Origin of the sequence: Pseudomonas syringae group sp. J309-1, assembly GCF_032582135.1 — a bacterium.
Taxonomy (GTDB): Bacteria; Pseudomonadota; Gammaproteobacteria; order Pseudomonadales; family Pseudomonadaceae; genus Aquipseudomonas; species Aquipseudomonas quasicaspiana.
Genome location: NZ_JAWHNU010000007.1, coordinates 45073 through 63449 on the forward strand (window position 1 = coordinate 45073; position 18377 = coordinate 63449).

General features: G+C 57.6%; 13 protein-coding genes. 7 read left to right on the top strand and 6 right to left on the bottom strand.

Going from position 1 to position 18377, the window contains the following annotated elements; all coding sequences use genetic code 11:
* Positions 1-163 precede the first annotated feature (163 nt).
* The 3 genes from RX972_RS05920 to RX972_RS05930 all read left to right on the top strand — a co-directional run bounded on the left by RX972_RS05920 (position 164) and on the right by RX972_RS05930 (position 7090).
* On the top strand, positions 164-3457 hold the full coding sequence (locus RX972_RS05920; protein ID WP_122808435.1) for a DUF2126 domain-containing protein: 3294 nt from the start codon (positions 164-166) through the stop codon (positions 3455-3457).
* 244 nt (positions 3458-3701) lie between these two features.
* Positions 3702-6197 (top strand): circularly permuted type 2 ATP-grasp protein, encoded by a 2496-nt coding sequence (locus RX972_RS05925; protein WP_316873304.1) that lies wholly within the window; start codon positions 3702-3704, stop codon positions 6195-6197.
* Positions 6197-7090 carry a transglutaminase family protein gene (locus RX972_RS05930; protein WP_231671072.1) on the top strand — a complete coding sequence of 298 codons (894 nt, stop codon included), beginning with the start codon at positions 6197-6199 and terminating at the stop codon, positions 7088-7090. Before RX972_RS05925 ends, RX972_RS05930 begins: the two co-directional genes overlap by 1 nt.
* Positions 7091-7261: 171 nt before the next feature.
* Here the strand turns inward: RX972_RS05930 and RX972_RS05935 are convergent, their stop codons facing one another.
* Together RX972_RS05935 and RX972_RS05940 are read right to left on the bottom strand one after the other, a co-directional pair.
* Complete coding sequence (locus RX972_RS05935; protein WP_027902387.1) at positions 7262-7456, bottom strand: hypothetical protein; 195 nt, start codon at positions 7454-7456, stop codon at positions 7262-7264.
* Between the two features lie 193 nt (positions 7457-7649).
* A complete protein-coding gene (locus tag RX972_RS05940) occupies positions 7650-7793 on the bottom strand; it encodes a hypothetical protein (RefSeq protein WP_164706274.1) in 144 nt (47 codons plus the stop codon).
* A gap of 68 nt (positions 7794-7861) precedes the next feature.
* Here RX972_RS05940 and azu point away from each other — a divergent pair, with 68 nt between their 5' ends.
* Positions 7862-8308 carry an azurin gene (gene azu, locus RX972_RS05945; RefSeq protein WP_231677817.1) on the top strand — a complete coding sequence of 149 codons (447 nt, stop codon included), beginning with the start codon at positions 7862-7864 and terminating at the stop codon, positions 8306-8308.
* A gap of 253 nt (positions 8309-8561) precedes the next feature.
* On the opposite strand, the gene nadE is transcribed toward azu, so the two are convergent.
* The 4 genes from nadE to RX972_RS05965 form a co-directional block, all read right to left on the bottom strand.
* Entirely contained in the window at positions 8562-9389 is an 828-nt protein-coding gene (nadE, locus tag RX972_RS05950) for an ammonia-dependent NAD(+) synthetase (RefSeq protein ID WP_027902389.1), read from the bottom strand.
* A gap of 46 nt (positions 9390-9435) precedes the next feature.
* On the bottom strand, positions 9436-10635 hold the full coding sequence (gene pncB / locus RX972_RS05955) for a nicotinate phosphoribosyltransferase (protein ID WP_122708730.1): 1200 nt from the start codon (positions 10633-10635) through the stop codon (positions 9436-9438).
* Positions 10636-10962: 327 nt separating this feature from the next.
* Positions 10963-12477, bottom strand: coding sequence for a hypothetical protein (locus RX972_RS05960; RefSeq protein ID WP_316873311.1), 1515 nt, complete (start codon positions 12475-12477; stop codon positions 10963-10965).
* A 502-nt stretch (positions 12478-12979) separates the two neighbouring features.
* On the bottom strand, positions 12980-13876 hold the full coding sequence (locus tag RX972_RS05965) for a LysR family transcriptional regulator (protein ID WP_316873313.1): 897 nt from the start codon (positions 13874-13876) through the stop codon (positions 12980-12982).
* Between the two features lie 150 nt (positions 13877-14026).
* Here RX972_RS05965 and RX972_RS05970 point away from each other — a divergent pair, with 150 nt between their 5' ends.
* The 3 genes from RX972_RS05970 to RX972_RS05980 all read left to right on the top strand — a co-directional run bounded on the left by RX972_RS05970 (position 14027) and on the right by RX972_RS05980 (position 18375).
* Positions 14027-15517, top strand: coding sequence for an aldehyde dehydrogenase family protein (locus RX972_RS05970; RefSeq protein WP_316873315.1), 1491 nt, complete (start codon positions 14027-14029; stop codon positions 15515-15517).
* A gap of 638 nt (positions 15518-16155) precedes the next feature.
* On the top strand, positions 16156-17289 hold the full coding sequence (locus RX972_RS05975) for a branched-chain amino acid ABC transporter substrate-binding protein (RefSeq protein WP_027898117.1): 1134 nt from the start codon (positions 16156-16158) through the stop codon (positions 17287-17289).
* A gap of 171 nt (positions 17290-17460) precedes the next feature.
* Entirely contained in the window at positions 17461-18375 is a 915-nt protein-coding gene (locus RX972_RS05980) for an ABC transporter permease subunit (protein ID WP_122396115.1), read from the top strand.
* Positions 18376-18377 lie beyond the last annotated feature (2 nt).

Sequence of the window (18377 nt, forward strand, 5' to 3'; positions counted from 1 at the left end):
TCCCTCCCTGTGCCTTATTTCTGTGCAACGCTTGCACCGCGGGGCACGGTAGGCGCTTTAATAGTGCCTGGTTCTGCCTCGCCATCGAGGAACCGCCGTATTTGCCCGGATGGCATAAGTCTTGCGCGGTTCCATTACCGTCCAGGCTCGCAGGAGGCACGCCGTGTCGATTCACATTGCCTTGCACCACGTCACGCATTACCGCTACGAACGAGCGGTTGAACTGGGTCCGCAGATTGTCCGCCTGCGTCCTGCGGCCCACAGCCGCACCCGGGTTTTGTCGTATTCACTGAAAGTCCTGCCTGAAAATCACTTCATCAACTGGCAGCAAGACCCTCAAGGCAACTACCTTGCGCGTCTGGTCTTTCCGGAAAAGACCAACGAGCTGCGTGTTGAAGTCGATCTGGTCGCCGAAATGGCGGTCTTCAACCCGTTCGACTTCTTCCTCGAGCCTTATGCCGAGAAGATCCCGTTCTTCTATGCCAGCGAAGAGCAGCGCGAACTGGCGCCGTACCTTGAAAAACTTCCGCTGACGCCAAAGTTTGCCAACTATCTGGCCAGCATCGACCGCACGCCATTACCTGCCATCGACTTCCTGGTCGGGCTCAACCAGCGCCTGAGTCAGGACATCGATTACCTGATCCGTATGGAGCCCGGCGTACAAACCCCGGAATTCACGCTGGAAAATGCTTCCGGCTCCTGCCGCGACTCGGCATGGTTGCTCGTGCAGCTGCTGCGTCATCTGGGCATGGCCGCGCGTTTCGTGTCCGGCTATTTGATTCAGCTCAAGGCTGACGTTGAAGCGCTTGATGGGCCATCCGGTACCGATGTCGATTTCACTGACCTGCACGCCTGGTGTGAGGTGTATCTGCCGGGCGCAGGCTGGGTGGGGCTTGATGCGACGTCCGGCCTGTTCGCGGGGGAGGGGCATATTCCTCTGGCGTGCAGCCCGGAGCCTTCGTCGGCAGCGCCGATCAGTGGTCTGGTTGAGCCCTGTGAAACCGAGTTCAGTCATGAAATGTCGGTGGAGCGCATTTGGGAAGCGCCTCGTGTTACCAAGCCTTACACCGAAGAACAGTGGGCCGAGATTCAAGCGCTGGGCCATCAGATCGACCGCGACCTGACTGACAACGATGTGCGACTGACCATGGGGGGCGAGCCCACGTTTGTCTCCATTGATGATCGCGACGGTGCCGAGTGGAACACCGCTGCGCTGGGGCCGAAAAAGCGCGCCCTGTCGGCTGAGTTGTTCCAGCGCATGCGCAAACACTATGCGCCGCTGAGTATCGTGCACTTTGGTCAGGGCAAGTGGTACCCGGGCGAGCAGTTGCCGCGCTGGTCGCTCAATTGCTTCTGGCGCAAAGACGGGCAGCCTGTGTGGCACAACAATGCGTTGATCGCCGACGAAACCGAAAGCTACGGCGCAACGGGCGAACTGGCCGGGAAGTTCCTGGCCAGCGTCGCTGAGCGGCTGAAAGTGCCGACGCGTTTTGTGTTCCCTGCCTACGAAGACAATTTCTATTACCTGTGGCGTGAGGGCGCACTGCCTGCCAACGTCAGTGCCGAAGACTCACGTCTCAGTGACGAACTCGAGCGTGCGCGACTGCGCAAGGTGTTTGCTCAAGGGCTGGACAAGGTTATCGGTCAGGTCCTGCCCTTGGCGCGCTCCGTCGACGGTGATCGCTGGCAGAGTGGTCGCTGGTATCTGCGGGATACCCATTGCCGTCTGGTGCCGGGTGATTCGGCGCTGGGCTATCGTTTGCCGTTGGCATCGCAACCCTGGGTCAAGGCGGCGGAATATCCGTTCATTCACCCCACCGACTTCAATCAGGATTTCCCCGAGCTGCCAGATGACGGGCAAGTTCAGGCGCAACTTACCGGGCTAACAGAACAGCTGGACGCCAACGCTGAACGTATGCCGAAGATCGACGAGTCGGCCGACTGGCTGACCCGCACGGCGCTCTGTGCCGAAGCGCGGGAAGGGCGTTTGTATGTGTTCATGCCGCCGCTGGAAAAACTCGAGTATTACCTGGAGTTGGTGTCGGCCATCGAAGCCAGCGCCGAAGAGCTGAACTGCCCGATTCTGCTTGAAGGCTATGAGCCCCCGAGTGATCCGCGTCTGGCGAATTTCCGTATCACGCCTGATCCGGGAGTCATTGAAGTCAACGTACAGCCGTCCGCATCCTGGGACGAGTTGGTGGAGCGCACCGAGTTTCTCTACGAACAGGCGCGTCTGACGCGACTGACCACCGAAAAATTCATGATCGACGGCCGTCACACCGGTACCGGCGGCGGCAACCACTTCGTACTGGGTGGCGCGACGCCCGGGGATTCGCCGTTCCTGCGCCGTCCTGATGTACTGCGCAGCCTGCTCAGCTACTGGCACAACCATCCGTCGCTGTCGTACCTGTTTTCCGGGCTGTTCATTGGCCCGACTTCCCAGGCACCACGGGTCGATGAGGCGCGTAACGACTCCCTGTACGAGCTGGAAATTGCCTTCGCGCAGATGCCCAAACCCGGTGAAGAAGTAGCGCCCTGGGTCGTTGACCGGTTGCTGCGTAATTTGCTGATTGATGTCACCGGCAACACCCACCGGGCCGAGTTCTGTATCGACAAGCTCTATTCCCCGGACGGTGCCACTGGCCGTTTGGGGCTTTTGGAGCTGCGTGCCTTCGAAATGCCGCCGCATGCGCGGATGAGCCTGGCTCAGCAACTGTTGCTGCGTGCGCTGGTCGCGCGGTTCTGGCGCGAGCCGTATGCACCGGCCAAGCTGGCCCGATGGGGTACTGAGCTGCATGACCGGTTCATGCTGCCGCACTTCATCGAGCAAGACTTTGCGGACGTGATCGAAGAGTTGAACAGTGCCGGTTATCCGGTACGCGCCGAGTGGTTTGCGGCGCATCTGGAGTTCCGCTTCCCCAAGGTTGGCGATTATGCAGTCAGCGGCATCGAGCTGGAATTGCGTCAGGCGCTGGAACCGTGGCACGTGCTGGGCGAGGAGGGTTCGGCCGGCGGCGCTGTGCGTTACGTGGATTCTTCGCTGGAGCGCTTGCAGGTCAAGATTAATGGCCTTCCGCCGAAACGGTATGTATTGACCTGTAATGGCATTGCGATACCGTTGCAGCCCACCGGGCGGGTTGGCGAATTTGTTGCCGGTGTGCGTTATCGGGCCTGGCAACCTGCCAATTGTCTGCAACCGACCATTCCGGTGCATGCACCGCTGGTCTTCGATCTGGTTGATACATGGATGCAGCGCTCACTGGGCGGCTGCGAGTATCATGTCGCGCATCCTGGTGGGCGCAATTACGAAACCCTGCCAGTCAACGCCAACGAAGCGGAAAGCCGCCGTCTGGCGCGGTTCTTCAGGATCGGTCACACCCCCGGCAAACTGGAAGTGCCACTGCTGAGCGTTAACGATGAACTGCCAATGACGCTGGATATGCGTCTGCATAAATAAGAAACAGGTAGGAGCTGCTGCCCCAGTATCCATTGCTCCGCGCTGTTTCGCGGCAACATTGGACTGTAGGAGCTCACCGAGGTTACGAGGCCAGCGATAGCGGTTTGTCTGATACGCCGCCATCGCTGGCCTCGTAACCTCGGTGAGCTCCTACAGGGAATCCTTTTTTGCATAAAACGCAGTCGACCCTCAGCTGACATCCGACTGCGCTACTCTGAAATTTTTAGTCTCTGCCGAGCCTTCCATGCGCGACTTGCTTGACCATTACCCTGTGTTTGCGGGTACCTATCACGAAATGCTTGATGCCGATGGAGCTGTTCGCCCTCATTGGCAGCGCATGTATGAGCAACTGCAACGCAGCACTCCCGCGCAATTGATTCAACGGCAGGCCCTGTTGGCCCGGCAGATTCAGGAAAATGGCGTCACCTACAACGTCTACGCCGACCCCAAGGGCGCGGACCGTCCGTGGGAGCTGGATCTGCTACCGCACCTGATTCCTGCCGAAGAATGGCAACAGGTTGCGGCGGGCATTGCGCAACGGGCCAAAGTGCTCAATGCGGTACTGGCTGACCTGTATGGTCCGCAAACCCTGATCGCCCAAGGCCTGCTGCCCGCCGAACTGGTGTTTGGTCACAACAATTTTCTCTGGCCGTGCCAGGGCATCACTCCGCCGGAAGGCGCATTTCTGCATATGTACGCAGTGGATTTGGCGCGTACCCCGGATGGTCGCTGGTGGGTAACGGCTGATCGTACCCAGGCGCCGTCAGGCGCTGGTTATGCACTGGAAAACCGCCAGATCGTGTCCCGTGCTTTCCCGGAAACCTATCGGGATTTGCGGGTTCAGCACCTGTCCGGTTTTTTCCGTGCATTGCAGGAAACCCTGGCGCGTCAGGCGCCGGCCAATAACGAAACGCCGCTGATCGTGCTGTTGACCCCGGGGCGCTTCAACGAAAGCTATTTCGAGCATCTGTATCTGGCGCGTCAGTTGGGTTATCCACTGGTCGAAGGTGGCGACCTCACGGTGCGGGACGCGACGGTGTATCTGAAAACCCTCAGTGGCCTGCGTCGGGTGCACGCGATCATGCGTCGCCTGGACGATGATTTCTGCGACCCGCTGGAGCTGCGCACCGATTCCGCGCTTGGCGTGCCGGGCCTTCTGGAAGCGGTGCGTCAGGGCAAAGTACTGGTTGCCAACGCGTTGGGCAGCGGTGTGCTGGAGTCGCCGGGCCTGCTGGGCTTTTTACCGAAGATTTGTCAGCACCTGTTTGGCGAGGACTTGATCCTGCCGTCCGTGGCGACCTGGTGGTGCGGCGAGCCGCCCGTGCTGGCTCAGGCGCTAGAGAAGCTGCCAGATTTGCTGATCAAACCGGCGTTCCCTTCGCAAAGTTTTTCGCCGGTGTTTGGCCGGGATTTGAACAAGGCACAACGCGAAGCACTCGCCCAGCGCATGCAGGCCAGACCCTACGCCTACGTGGCTCAGGAACTGGCGCAGCTGTCTCACGCGCCGATCTGGCAGTCCGATGGTCAGCAGTTGCAGCCTCGTGCCATTGGTATGCGTGTGTATGCCATGGCCAGTTCTGAAGGTTATCGAGTTCTGCCGGGCGGTTTGACTCGCGTTGCCGCCGAAGCTGATGCCGATGTGGTTTCGATGCAGCGCGGCGGTGCGAGCAAAGACACCTGGGTGCTGGGCGAGCTGTCGCAAACCGGCGAGCCCTGGAAAGGCCAGCGCACGTTGGGCGTGCACGACCTGATTCGTCGCGATCCGTATTTGCCGTCCCGCGTGGTGGAGAACCTGTTCTGGTTCGGTCGTTATTGTGAACGTTGCGACAACAGTGCGCGCCTGCTGCGCATCATGCTCACCCGTTATGTGGACGGCGACGATCCTGAAGCGCTCGAGGCGGCCGTGGAACTGGGTGAACGTCTGAACTTACTGCCTGATGAGGAAGAGGGCGGAACATTGCCTGAGCGGCTTCTCGCGGCCCTTCTCGGCGAAGAGTGGCCGTTCAGCCTGCGCGCCAATCTGCAGCGTTTGCAGTGGGCCGCCTCGCAAGTGCGTGGCAAGTTGTCTCGGGAAAACTGGCAGGCGCTGGTCGAACTGCAGCGTGAAGCGACTAGCCTGGACAGCAAGGATCCAGATTTCGGCGAGCTGTTGGACTTCCTCAACCGGCTGGTCATGTCGCTGGCAGCGTTATCCGGTTTTGCCCTGGATGACATGACCCGTGACGAAGGCTGGCGCTTCCTGATGATCGGTCGTCGTATCGAGCGGCTGAAGTTTCTCAGCAACAGCCTGTCGGCGTTTCTGCGCAGCGCGGCCGTGACCGATCAGGCCGGTCTGGAGTGGCTGCTGGAACTGGGCAACAGCAGCATTACCTATCGCTCGCGATACCTGGCCGTGCCGCAGTTGATCCCGGTCCTGGACCTGCTGTTGCTGGACGATCAGAACCCTCACGCGGTGCTGTTCCAGCTCAAGCTGGTGTCCAAATCCCTGAATCATCTGAACGAAGAGTTCGGTGCGCCTCGCGATGCCAGTCTTGGGACGCTGGTTCGACGCCTGTCGAGTTTCGATCTGGGTTGTCTGGAGAATCCCTTGTTTGGTGACAGCAGTATCAAGGCCGTGCTGGAAGGGCTTGCGGACATGTTGCATAGCATTGGAGATGCCAGCGGGCAGGTTTCTGATCGCCTCGCCTTACGTCACTTCGCCCACGTCGACGATATCAGCCAACGTACGGTGTCCGTCTGATGAGCGCCCGTTACCAGATTTTTCACGACACGCATTACAAATACGACAGCCCGGTTTCGCTGGCCCAGCAGTTGGCGCACCTGTGGCCGCGACCCAATCCCTGGCAGCGCTGCACCGAGCAGCAGTTACTGGTCAGCCCGATCCCGACGATTCGCCGGGATGAGTTCGACGTGTTCGGCAACCCGCTGACCCGGCTGGCATTTGAGCGGCCTCATGATGAACTGGAAGTGAATGCGCGCCTGCAGGTCGAAGTCCTTGAACGCTCGCCGCTTAATTTCGATCATTCGCCTGCGTGGGAAATGACTCGCAGCATCATGACCTACAACGCCCGGCCGATGTCAGCGGACATCATGGAAGCCTGTCGCTATCGTTTCGAATCGCCTTACGTGCATTTGAAGCAGTCGTTCATCGAGTTCTCGGCAGATTGCTTTGTGCCGAGTCAGCCGTTGATGTGGTGCGTGCAGGCATTGATGGAGAAGATCTTCACCGAGTTCACGTTTGACAGTGAAGCAACCCAAGTGGCGACGCCACTGGTCGAGGTGCTGGAACGCCGTCGTGGCGTCTGCCAGGACTTTGCCCACCTGATGCTGGCGTGCTTGCGCTCACGTGGTTTGTCGGCTCGATACATCAGTGGTTATTTGTTGACCCAGCCACCACCGGGTCAACCACGGCTGATCGGCGCGGATGCGTCCCATGCCTGGGTGTCGGTGTTTTGTCCGGTACTGGGTTGGGTGGACTTCGACCCGACCAATAACGTGCAGCCTGCGCTTGAGCACATCAGTCTGGCCTGGGGGCGGGACTTTTCAGACGTTTCGCCGTTACGCGGAGTAATTCTGGGGGGTGGCAGTCACGACCCCGAAGTACGGGTGACGGTGATGCCGATTGAGGTTTGAAAGAGCTTCCAAAACCTGTGGGAGCGAATTTATTCGCGAAAGCGCTGTGTCAGACGCTGATATGTTTCTGGTCGATCCCCTTCGCGAATAAATTCGCTCCCACAATGAAATAGCAGTGTGTCAGGGATAAGCTGCGGTCCGTCGGACTACCGACGGACTCGCTGTCTTGCTTCAGCTGGCTGGCTTGTCGTCAGTGCTGGTCTGTTCTACTGGCGCAGCTTCATCGGTCGCTTCAGTCGCTTCGGTCTCGCCTTCAGCACTGGTTTCGGCCAAGGCAGCGTTTTTGCGCTGTAGCTTTTCCTCTTTCTTCTGCTCTTTGGCCAGATCTCGCTGACGTTTCGCGAAGGAGTAGTTAGGTTTAGCCATGGGCGATCCTCTGTTTCATGCTGGAAATGCGGCCATTCTGCCTGAGAACGGCGTCGGGCACACGGCGTTGTGCGTCCTCTGGTCCAAAGCCTTAATTCCAGACACCAGTTTTTTGTTACTCAATCGTTATCAAAACGGGTTTGATTCCTCAGCGCTGCTACCAGTGGCACCGCATGCGTAAGCGGCGAGCAAACTACGGAAAAAGCTGTTGAGCTGCATGATGGTCATCCTGAAAGTGGCGATGAGGCATCTTGCACGCGGCGCTGATCGCCAGCTCTTTGATTGTCTCGATGACCCCGATAGCCAACTGCCACTGAGCCTTGTTGACGCAGGTCATTGGAACCTGACGCCATATCAGGCAGTCTTTGCCGGAATAAACAAAATACCCAGCCTTGGAGATTCCCCATGATTCGCAAGCTTGTTGCTGTATCCCTGCTGACATTGGCCAGCGGCCATTTGCTGGCGGCAGAGTGCAGCGTAGACGTTGATTCCACTGATCAAATGTCCTTCAACACCAAGGCCGTTGAAATCGATAAAAGCTGCAAGACGTTCACCGTAAATCTGACCCACTCCGGTAGCCTGCCCAAGAATGTCATGGGCCATAACTGGGTGTTGAGCAAAGAGGCTGACATGCAGCCGATTGCGACTGATGGTTTGGGTGCAGGTATTGAAAAGGATTATTTGAAGGACGGCGACGCTCGCATCATCGCGCACACCAAAGTGATTGGCGCTGGCGAGAAGGATTCGGTGACCTTTGATGTGTCGAAGCTGGATCCGGCTGAGAAGTACGGCTTTTTCTGCTCGTTCCCAGGCCATATCGGCATGATGAAAGGCACGGTAACACTGAAGTAAGCGTTACCTTCGCATTCCGGTGTCCATGGCCCCGCGCTGTCTCGCGGCAAACATAGGATCTGTAGGAGCTGCCGAAGGCTGCGATCGCGGTGTATCAGGAGAAACGCTTCGCAGCCTTCGGCAGCTCCTACAGAAAATGCATTTCAATCCAGTAGATTGCATGCTGTTTGATAGGAGCTAACTTGTTGGCGAGGCGATGTGTCAGGTGAAACGCTTCGCGAACAAGTTCACTCCTACAGGAACCTAATCTACATCAAGGCGCGTACGGCAATTCCCGCTTGTGCTGGGTCTTGGCGTAGGTCTCACAAATGATCTTGAACGCTTCTTCACGCACAGGCTCACCGTGAAGGAAGGCGTCAATCTCGGCGTAAGTCACGCCGTGTGATGCTTCGTCCGGTTTGCCGGGCACCAGGTCTTCAAGGTCAGCGGTCGGGACTTTCTCGACCAGCGATTCCGGCGCTCCAAAGTGACGGGCGATCGCGCGAACCTGATTCTTCACCAGCCCGCTCAGGGGGGCGAGATCGCACGCGCCGTCGCCGAACTTGGTGAAGAAACCCATCACAGCTTCCGCTGCATGGTCGGTCCCGATCACCAGACCCTGATGGGCACCGGCAATGGTGTACTGCGCGACCATGCGCATGCGTGCTTTGGTGTTGCCGAGTACGAAGTCCACAGCGCTGGCATTTTTACCTTCGAACGCTTTGATCTCGCTCGCCATGGCCTTGACCGCACCGCCGATGTTCACGGTGTGACGAACATCCGGATTGATGAAATCCACCGAAGCCTGAGCTTCGTGTTCGTCATGCTGGACAAGGTAAGGCAAGCGCACAGCGATGAACTGATAGCTGTCGTCACCGGTAGTGGTGCGCAGCTCTTCAACTGCGCGCTGAGCCAGCAGCCCGGCAGTCAATGAATCCACACCGCCGCTGATGCCCAGCACCAGCGTTTTCAGCCGGGCGTTGGTCAGGCAGTCCTGAATGAAAACGATACGCCGGGCGACTTCGGCTTGAAGCGCGTTTTCGTCGGCGAAAGGCGGTTGCACCTTGAGCTGCTCGGCGATTTGGAGCTGTACGGCTTGCATGATTCACTCCTTGGTAAGGATGGGGGCGACGGATTCTGTTTGCGGATCAGTCCGCCACTTTGAACACATGTCGCAGGTACGAGACGAAGTTGGGGTCCTTGCATTGCGTCTTGCCAGGTTCGTCGGAGATTTTCGCAACGGGTTGCCCGGCACAGGCAGTCATTTTCAGAACGATACTCATGGGGTCGACGCCCGGTATGTCTGCAGTGAGGTTAGTGCCAATTCCGAAGCTCACGTTGATGCGACCGCGCAACGCGCGAAATATTTCCAGAGCCTTTGGCAACGTCAGGCCGTCGGAGAACACCAGCGTCTTGCTCATCGGATCAATGCCGAGCTTCTGGTAATGCGAGATGCATTTTTCGGCCCACTTCACCGGATCACCGGAGTCATGGCGCAGACCGTCAAACAGTTTGGCGAAATACAGATCGAAATCCTGCAGGAAAGCATCAGTGGTGATGCAGTCCGTCAGGGCGATCCCCAGCAATCCCCGGTATTCGTGCACCCAGCAATCGAGCGCGGCGCTTTGACTGTCGATCAGGCGCGGGCCGAGTTGCTGGTGAGCCATGATCCATTCGTGGGCCATGGTGCCTAACGGTTTCAGGTCAAATTTGCGTGCCAGTTGCACATTACTGGTGCCGACGAACTGGCCAGGGAAGTCGCGCTTGAGTACGTCGACGACTTCTTCCTGAACGCGATAAGAAAAACGACGACGGGTGCCAAAGTCAGCGACCTTGAGTTCAGCCAGCTCGTCAGCCTTGGCATTGGCGGTCAGCCAGTCGAACTTGCGATACAGCTGATCCCGCGCTTGGCTGAGCAGGATTTCGGGGTGGCGGTGGCGGTTGCGCACTTCACTCACAATCGCCAGCACCGGCACTTCGAAAAGGATCACATGCAGCCATGGCCCTTGCAGGCGAATACACAGCTCATCATTTTCAATAGTAGTTTTCACGTAGCGTGTGTTGAAGCGGAACAGGCCGAGAAACCTCAGGAAGTCGGGCTTCATGAAGTTGATGCGTTCCAGGAAATTCAGCTCAGGAGCCGCTAGTGACAGCTCGCACAGCTTCTGGATTTGTTGCTGGATTTCACCCAGATAGGGACGCAGGTCCTCACCGTTTCGGCAGCGAAATTCCCACTCAACGTCGACGTTGGGGTAGTTGTGCAACACCGCCTGCATCATGCTCAGTTTGTACAGATCGGTGTCGAGCAGGTTTTGCACGATGCGATTGGAGAAAGCGCTCTCGCTCATTGGGTCGCTCCAGCAGGACCGGCCGCCAGACGCGGCCAAACGAAAAATGAATCAAGTGGTCACGGCGTCCCGTGGCAGAGCCATCGAGCGCTCATTGAGCTTGTTGTTGATAATGACCGACATAATGCCAGTCAGTGCGGGATAGGGGCAGTTTTCTTTGGTAGGGGGAGGCGTGTGGAGAGCGGCCTGGGTTGGAATAGAGCTCACGGTGGGAGCGAATTTATTCGCGAAGGGGGCAGACCTGAAAACATCGGGGGTCGGCCACACCGCTTTCGCGAATGAATTCGCTCCCACTGGTTTTTGTGTTTGCTGCGTGAAAGCGCTCTTTCAGCGTGCCGCCGCAACTGCCGGAAAATTAAGAGTGAATTTCCCGTTGGGTGTGTCATCACGAAACCGCTCCATCACAGTCTTGAGCTTTTTCGCCGATTCCTCGTCGGTGGCGTAGTAAAAAACGCTCGATGCTGCGGCCGAAGCGCGAGGGATGGTCAGGCGCATTTCTGCTACCTCAATCCAGTTCTTCGGCCTCTCCGGGAACCACTCGTTGTAGACAAATGCGTAGTGAACGTCCTTCTCGTCCATCAGTGTGGTCATCCAGTCGACGTCGTTACGCGTCTTGCGATAGTGCAGCGCCTGGATGCTGCCCAGCCCCCATAAATCCAGGATGTATTGCTTGCCATTGAGCGCGACAAGGCCCAGATCATTGACGGCAACCGGTTCGCCCAGTGCCCGAACGATCTCCCCGCTGGAATATTGCTGGTTATAAATCGCTGCCGAGGAAAGAGGCACACGCAGCGTCGTGTACACCGGAATCGCGAAAGCGACCGGCAGCATCGCGAACAGGGCGGTCATGTAGCGCTCGCTCATGCGTGTGACGCAGGCGTAGATGACGAACACGCCAACAAAGGTCAGCCAATAGGCTTCATAGCGGCCTTGCCCTGATCGACCAAACAACGTGTGCAGCGCTGCCACAGTGAGCAGCATCAGGATCAGGGGCTTCCTGTCGAAAAACAGCACACACACGAACAGCTGGGCAAGCAAGACCCAGCCATAGGCATCGAGCTGATTCGTGACGTTAAAGAACAGCGCGGCCAGGCCCGTACCGGTTTTTGCCTGCACGGACGATGGGATGTAGCCCAGGCCCAGATGATTCAAGAACAGCGAAAATGCCACAACCAGCGCACCGATAACTGCAGCACTGACCACCGTGCTGCGCCGTTCGCCATGCCAGAACAGATAAGCCAGTACTGGAAGGGAAACGGCCAGTCCTTCATAGCGCACCAACGGTAATAGAATCAGCGCGATATAGATGGGCAGCGGTGTTATGGCTACCTGACCGAACTCTTTTTTCACCACCGCGCACGCTATCAAGGTCACGAGATAGACCTGCAGCGTGTGCTCCATCCCCGCGAAAATCAGGCCGTAGAGATTGGTGGCGAGGAAGAAACCACCGAGAATCAGCACCTTGCTCACGGGATGCAAACCCTCGAGCAACCTGAGCAACGGGCCTATGGTCAGGAACGCGAAAATCAGATTGAGGAAAAAAGGTGCCAACACCATCCCGTTCCCCAGAACGGCAAAAGGTGCGAGCAGGAAGGGCCAGATAATGCTTGAGGATGGCGCTGAAAATTCAACGGGGTTGATACCGTAATGGCCGCTGAACATCTGTTTGGCCAGCGCGAGGTGAATGTAGGGATCGTCCAGCGTGTAAATGAACATGCCGTGGTTGTTGATCAGGATCGCCAGCGTCATCAGCATCACCGGCAACGCGAGCAAAATAACCGTCAGGTGCCTGTCTGTAAGCCGTGGCAGTGAGTTTGCCTTTGCAATGTTAGCGGTCGCCATAGCGTCATAACCTGTCAGGGGATCAAGTCAGGGAAACTACGTAGCGATCGACATGCGCAGCGCGAAGGCTTCTACCCAGGGTTGCAGGAATATAGGTTCAACGCCGGGCAGCACACAGCCATAAAAAACTATTTGATGGGTAGAAGCAGCCGTAATGCTGGCGTCAGGATTCGGGGGATTCTATGTCCGCTTTCAAGCTTGAGTTTGTAGACCGGCTTTAGCCGAGGGGGGGGCGCAAATCCTGTTGGAGGGAGCCTTGCCGCGATGCAGGCGCTTTGCTCCGTCAGGCACACCGCGTTACCGTTCTTCGCGGGCAAGCCCGGCTCCTGCGGAATAGCGCGGTCTATGTGGGAGCGAGGCTTGCCCGCGATGCATGAGAGACAGCCAGAAGACATATCGCGTTATCGTTTATCGTCGGGATGCCGCCTCGCGAACAAGTTCGCTCTACCGTTTGGTGCGGTGTCAGGTGGGAGGCAACTTGTTCGCGAGAGGTTTCGTGCGCTCATTCTTCTCCCAACTGCTCAAGCATCCACTTGGCAAAGTCCCTGATCTTTGGCACTTCAGCAGCGTGTTCCGGGTAGGCCATGTAATACGCGTCGCTGCTTGGCAAGGCGTGTTGCCATGGGATGACCAGCTTGCCGTCAGCCAGTTCTTCTTCCACCAGAAACCGCGGCAGCAGGGCGACGCCGCAGCCGACCTGCGCAGCGCGAATGCACATGTAGAAGGTTTCGAAGCGTGGTCCGTGGTAGCTGTGCTCGGTGTGATAGCCCTGACTGTCGAACCAGTCATGCCAGCCTTGGGGGCGATTGGCGTTTTGCAGCAGGACCAGATCGGCCAGTTGTGTCGGATCGGTAAACGGCGTGGCGGGTAGAGCGGCCGGTGAACAGACGGGCACCAGTTCTTCGCCAAACAACCGAATACTCTCTGCGCCCGGACGCGCGCCCTGGCCGAAGTAGAAGGTGAAATCGCAGCGGCTTTGAATCAGGTCATCGTTCTCCTGCTCGTTGACCACATCCAGGTGGATATGCGGATGACGCAGACGCCAGCCTTTCAAGCGCGGCACCAGCCAGCGTGCGCCGAAGGTCGAGGGTGTCGAAACCCGCAGCACCTCGGTCTCGCCGCCGTAGGAGCGCAGGAAGTGCGTAGACATCTCCATCTGGCTCAGAATCTTGCGCACTTCGCCCAGATACAGCGCGCCGGCCGGGGTCAGTTGCAAGCGGCGACGCACGCGACGAAACAGTAAGTGCTGCACCAGTTCTTCAAGCTGCGCCACTTGCTTGCTGACGGCACTTTGCGTGAGGTTCAGTTCCTCGGCCGCGCGCGTGAAGCTCAAATGCCGGGTGACCGCTTCGAAGCATTGCAGCGCCGTGATGGACGGCAGGTGGCGTCTGTTCAGCATGTTCTAGCCTTTTCCGATCTTGATACTGCGAGCATGAATAAAAGGAATGATATCTCGCCTAATGGTCGTTTGTTGATGGCGTTAAGGCCAGTTATTACTAGAGCCTGAAGATTTACCGTTATTCCAGCATTCCCGAAATCAGGAGAGAACATGCTTACCGACCTGCTAAACCGCCTCGGTGTCGACCCCGCGAAATATCAAAAGGGCGACCAGCCTGTCCATACACCTATCGACGGCAGCCGTATCGGTGCGGTGAGCTGGGAAGGTGCTGCAGAGGTTGAGCAGCAAGTTACGCGTGCCGACGCTGCTTTTCAGGCCTGGCGCAAGGTACCGGCTCCACGTCGTGGCGAGCTGATTCGTCTGTTCGGTGAAGCGCTGCGCAAGCACAAGGCTGACCTGGGCGAGCTGGTTTCATGGGAAGCCGGCAAGATCACCCAGGAAGGTCTGGGTGAAGTGCAGGAAATGATCGATATCTGCGACTTCGCCGTCGGCCTGTCCCGCCAGCTGTACGGCTTGACCATCGCCTCTGAGCGCCCAGGTCACCACATGCGTGAAACCTGGCATCCGCTGGGCGTGGTCGGTGTGATCAGTGCGTTCAACTTCCCGGTCGCGGTCTGGTCCTGGAACACAGCACTGGCGCTGGTGTGCGGCAACTCGGTGATCTGGAAGCCGTCTGAGAAAACCCCATTGACCGGTCTGGCGTGCCAGGCGCTGTTCGACAAGGTCGCGGCTGACTTTGGCGATGCGCCGGAGCATCTGGCTCAAGTGATCATCGGTGGTCGTGATGCGGGTGAAGCGCTGGTCGATGATCCGCGTGTGGCTCTGATCAGTGCAACCGGAAGCACCCGAATGGGGCGTGAAGTGGCTCCGAAAGTGGCCGCCCGTTTCGCTCGCAGCATCCTCGAACTGGGCGGCAACAACGCCATGATTCTCAGCCCGACAGCCGATCTGGATCTGGCCGTACGCGCCATCCTGTTCAGCGCCGTCGGTACTGCCGGGCAGCGCTGCACGAGCCTGCGTCGTTTGATCGCCCATGAGTCGGTGAAAGCCGAAATCGTTGCGCGTCTGAAAACTGCCTACGAAAAAATTCGTATCGGTCACCCGTTGGAAGGCAATCTGATTGGTCCGCTGATCGACAAGCATAGCTATCAAGCCATGCAGGATGCGCTGGAGCAGGCAACGAGCGAAGGCGGCAAGGTGTTTGGCGGCAAGCGTCAGTTGGAGGACAAATTCCCCAATGCTTATTACGTATCTCCGGCCATCGTCGAGATGCCAGAGCAGAGCGATGTCGTGCGCGACGAGACTTTCGCGCCGATTCTGTACGTAGTGGGTTATGAAGATTTCAACGAAGCGCTGCGTTTGAACAACGCTGTGCCGCAAGGTCTGTCGTCGTGCATATTCACCACGGACGTGCGCGAAGCGGAGCAGTTCATGTCGGCGCTGGGCAGTGACTGCGGTATCGCCAACGTCAACATCGGCCCGAGCGGTGCTGAAATCGGCGGTGCATTCGGTGGCGAGAAAGAAACCGGTGGCGGTCGTGAGTCCGGCTCCGATTCGTGGCGCGGTTACATGCGTCGCCAGACAGCGACCGTGAACTACTCGCTGGAACTGCCGCTGGCGCAGGGCATTACGTTCGATTGATAGCTTTTCCGCTGGCGCGGGCGGGTGGCATCTATCTCGATTGCCCCGCCGGCTTCAACAGGTGAATGAGTACTCTGTGGGAGCGAATTTATTCGCGAAGGGGCCTGTATATTCGATAGAAATTTTTCGTCTGCCAGGCAGTCTTCGCGAATAAATTCGCTTCCACGGAATCTGCGCAATCCCGTAGGGCCGGCTAAAACGGAACGCCGCCCGGCCAGTCCTACAAGATCAAGCTTGCTGGCAAACATAGAATCTCCCATGGGTTCCGCGCTTAGCCGTTGTAAAGTGTTGTTGGCGAAACTGCTTCAGTTGCAAAACCTCCACTAACCTCAATTGGTGCGTCCCGTAGCGCAGGCGCACCGCCGGTGTGCAGATCGGTGACGCATGCTGTTACAGCGGGGTTGTACGTGGCGTGATGCGTAGGTTGCTACGTATTTTGCCGCTGGTTGCACCTTTTTATTTCAGGGTTGTACTTTGCTTGATATAGAGGGTTGCATGCCCTGCGGTCCAAGGCTCTAGCCGGGCCGGACGCAACAAATCCGAGAGTTTCATCAGAATAAAAAACGAATGGCACGCCACTTGCTCAGAGCAACTCTGTAGTTGCAGTGCTAATCAAAAAAATCTCAGGAGCACCACTCATGTCGCAGACGTTTTACAGAAAAGGCTTTCTTGCACTTGCAGTCGCTACTGCATTCGGCGTGTCTTCGTTTGCTCAGGCTGATCTGAAGATCGGTGTCGCGGGGCCAATGACTGGCGCCAACGCATCGTTTGGTCAGCAATACATGAAAGGCGCTCAGGCAGCCGCCGACGCGATCAACAAAACTGGCGGCGTTAACGGCGAAAAAATTGTACTGACGGCGTATGACGATGCCTGCGAACCGAAACAGGCCGTTGCCGTCGCCAACAAGGCCGCCTCGGACAAAGTAGCCGGTGTTGTCGGTCACTTCTGCTCCTCGTCAACGATTCCAGCCTCGGAAGTTTATGACGAAGCCGGCATCATCGCGATCACCCCAGGCTCTACCAACCCGACGGTGACCGAACGCGGCCTGACCGCCATGTTCCGCATGTGCGGTCGTGACGACCAGCAAGGTATCGTGGCGGGCGACTACATTGTCGATGTTCTGAAAGGCAAGAAAATCGCCGTAATCAACGACAAGGACACCTACGGTAAAGGTCTGGCTGATGCGACCGCCAAGCAACTCACCGCACGTGGCGTGAAACCGGTTCTGGAAGAAGGCCTGACTCGCGGCGAGAAAGACTTCAGCGCCCTGGTGACCAAGATTCGTTCTGTCGGCGCGGACGTCGTCTACTTCGGCGGTCTGCACCCGGAAGCCGGTCCTCTGGTTCGTCAGATGCGTGAGCAAGGCCTGAAAGATGTCAAGTTTATGTCTGATGACGGCATCGTTACCGACGAACTGGTCACCACCGCTGGCGGCGCGCAATACGTTGATGGCGTTTACATGACGTTCGGTGCTGACCCACGCGTGCTGCCAGACAGCAAGGCCGTCGTGGATGAGTTCCGCAAGTCCGGCTACGAGCCTGAAGGCTACACGCTGTATGCCTACGCTTCGGTTCAAGCCTTGGCCGCTGGCTTCAATGGTGCCAAATCCAACAAGGGCGAAGATGCCAGCAAGTGGCTCAAAGCTCACCCCGTTAAAACTGTAATGGGCGAGAAAGCCTGGGACACCAAAGGCGACCTGAAAGTCTCCGACTATGTGGTTTACCAGTGGGACAAAGACGGTAAATACCATCAGCTCGAAAAACAGAAGTAAGCAAAGCGCATAGCCGCGCGAGTACCTCAAAGGTGCTCGCGCGTCTTGTTAATGGGGGCGCAAGGTCGCGACCCCGAAGTTCTTCTGTCAGCTACTGAATGACGGTCCGCTGTTTCTCACAAGGAAACTTCGGACTGCATCGTTAGCCTTTCAAGTTCGTGAGCGTGCGTGATGGACGGTATTTTCCTGCAGCAAATGATCAACGGTCTGACCCTCGGGTCGGTCTACGGTTTGATCGCCATCGGTTACACGATGGTCTACGGCATCATTGGCATGATCAACTTCGCCCACGGCGACGTGTACATGATCTCTGCGTACCTGGCCGCCATCGGTCTGGCCGTCCTCTCATTTTTCGGTCTGGAGTCTTTCCCTTTCCTTATTCTCGGCACGCTGATCTTTACCATTGTGGTGACCGGCGTTTACGGCTTTGTGATCGAGCGCGTGGCTTACAAACCACTGCGTAACTCGACACGCCTTGCCCCCCTGATCAGCGCCATTGGTATCTCGTTTGTGTTGCAGAACTACGCGCAAATCAGTCAGGGCGCGAAACAGCAAGGTGTACCGACCTTGCTTGAAGGCGCATGGCGTTTTGAGGTCGGCAGCGGCTTCGTGCAGATCACCTATACCAAGGTATTCATCTTGATTGCTGCGTTCGTTGGCATGGGCGTACTGACCTATATCATCAAGTACACCAAGCTGGGCCGGATGTGCCGCGCGACCCAACAGGATCGCAAGATGGCATCGATTCTGGGCATCAATACCGATCGGGTGATTTCTTACGTGTTCATTATCGGCGCAGCCATGGCCGCACTGGCCGGTGTGTTGATTACCATGAACTACGGTACTTTTGATTTTTATGCTGGCTTCGTCATCGGCATTAAAGCCTTCACCGCGGCTGTGCTAGGTGGCATCGGCTCCTTGCCTGGAGCAATGCTTGGCGGGCTGATCCTTGGGGTTGCGGAGTCGCAATTCGCTGGTCTGATCAATTCTGATTACAAAGACGTGTTCAGTTTCGGCCTGCTGGTACTGATCCTGATTTTCCGTCCTCAAGGCCTGCTGGGTCGCCCACTCGTGGCGAAGGTATAAAT

Excerpts from the sequence above, each read along its gene's own strand:
- RX972_RS05925 (WP_316873304.1), top strand. The coding sequence starts at position 3,702 with ATGCGCGACTTGCTTGACCATTACCCTGTGTTTGCGGGTACCTATCAC.
- RX972_RS05930 (WP_231671072.1), top strand. The coding sequence starts at position 6,197 with ATGAGCGCCCGTTACCAGATTTTTCACGACACGCATTACAAATACGAC.
- RX972_RS05935 (WP_027902387.1), bottom strand. The coding sequence starts at position 7,456 with ATGGCTAAACCTAACTACTCCTTCGCGAAACGTCAGCGAGATCTGGCC.
- RX972_RS05940 (WP_164706274.1), bottom strand. The coding sequence starts at position 7,793 with ATGACCTGCGTCAACAAGGCTCAGTGGCAGTTGGCTATCGGGGTCATC.
- azu (WP_231677817.1), top strand. The coding sequence starts at position 7,862 with ATGATTCGCAAGCTTGTTGCTGTATCCCTGCTGACATTGGCCAGCGGC.
- nadE (WP_027902389.1), bottom strand. The coding sequence starts at position 9,389 with ATGCAAGCCGTACAGCTCCAAATCGCCGAGCAGCTCAAGGTGCAACCG.
- pncB (WP_122708730.1), bottom strand. The coding sequence starts at position 10,635 with ATGAGCGAGAGCGCTTTCTCCAATCGCATCGTGCAAAACCTGCTCGAC.
- RX972_RS05960 (WP_316873311.1), bottom strand. The coding sequence starts at position 12,477 with ATGGCGACCGCTAACATTGCAAAGGCAAACTCACTGCCACGGCTTACA.
- RX972_RS05965 (WP_316873313.1), bottom strand. The coding sequence starts at position 13,876 with ATGCTGAACAGACGCCACCTGCCGTCCATCACGGCGCTGCAATGCTTC.
- RX972_RS05970 (WP_316873315.1), top strand. The coding sequence starts at position 14,027 with ATGCTTACCGACCTGCTAAACCGCCTCGGTGTCGACCCCGCGAAATAT.
- RX972_RS05975 (WP_027898117.1), top strand. The coding sequence starts at position 16,156 with ATGTCGCAGACGTTTTACAGAAAAGGCTTTCTTGCACTTGCAGTCGCT.
- RX972_RS05980 (WP_122396115.1), top strand. The coding sequence starts at position 17,461 with ATGGACGGTATTTTCCTGCAGCAAATGATCAACGGTCTGACCCTCGGG.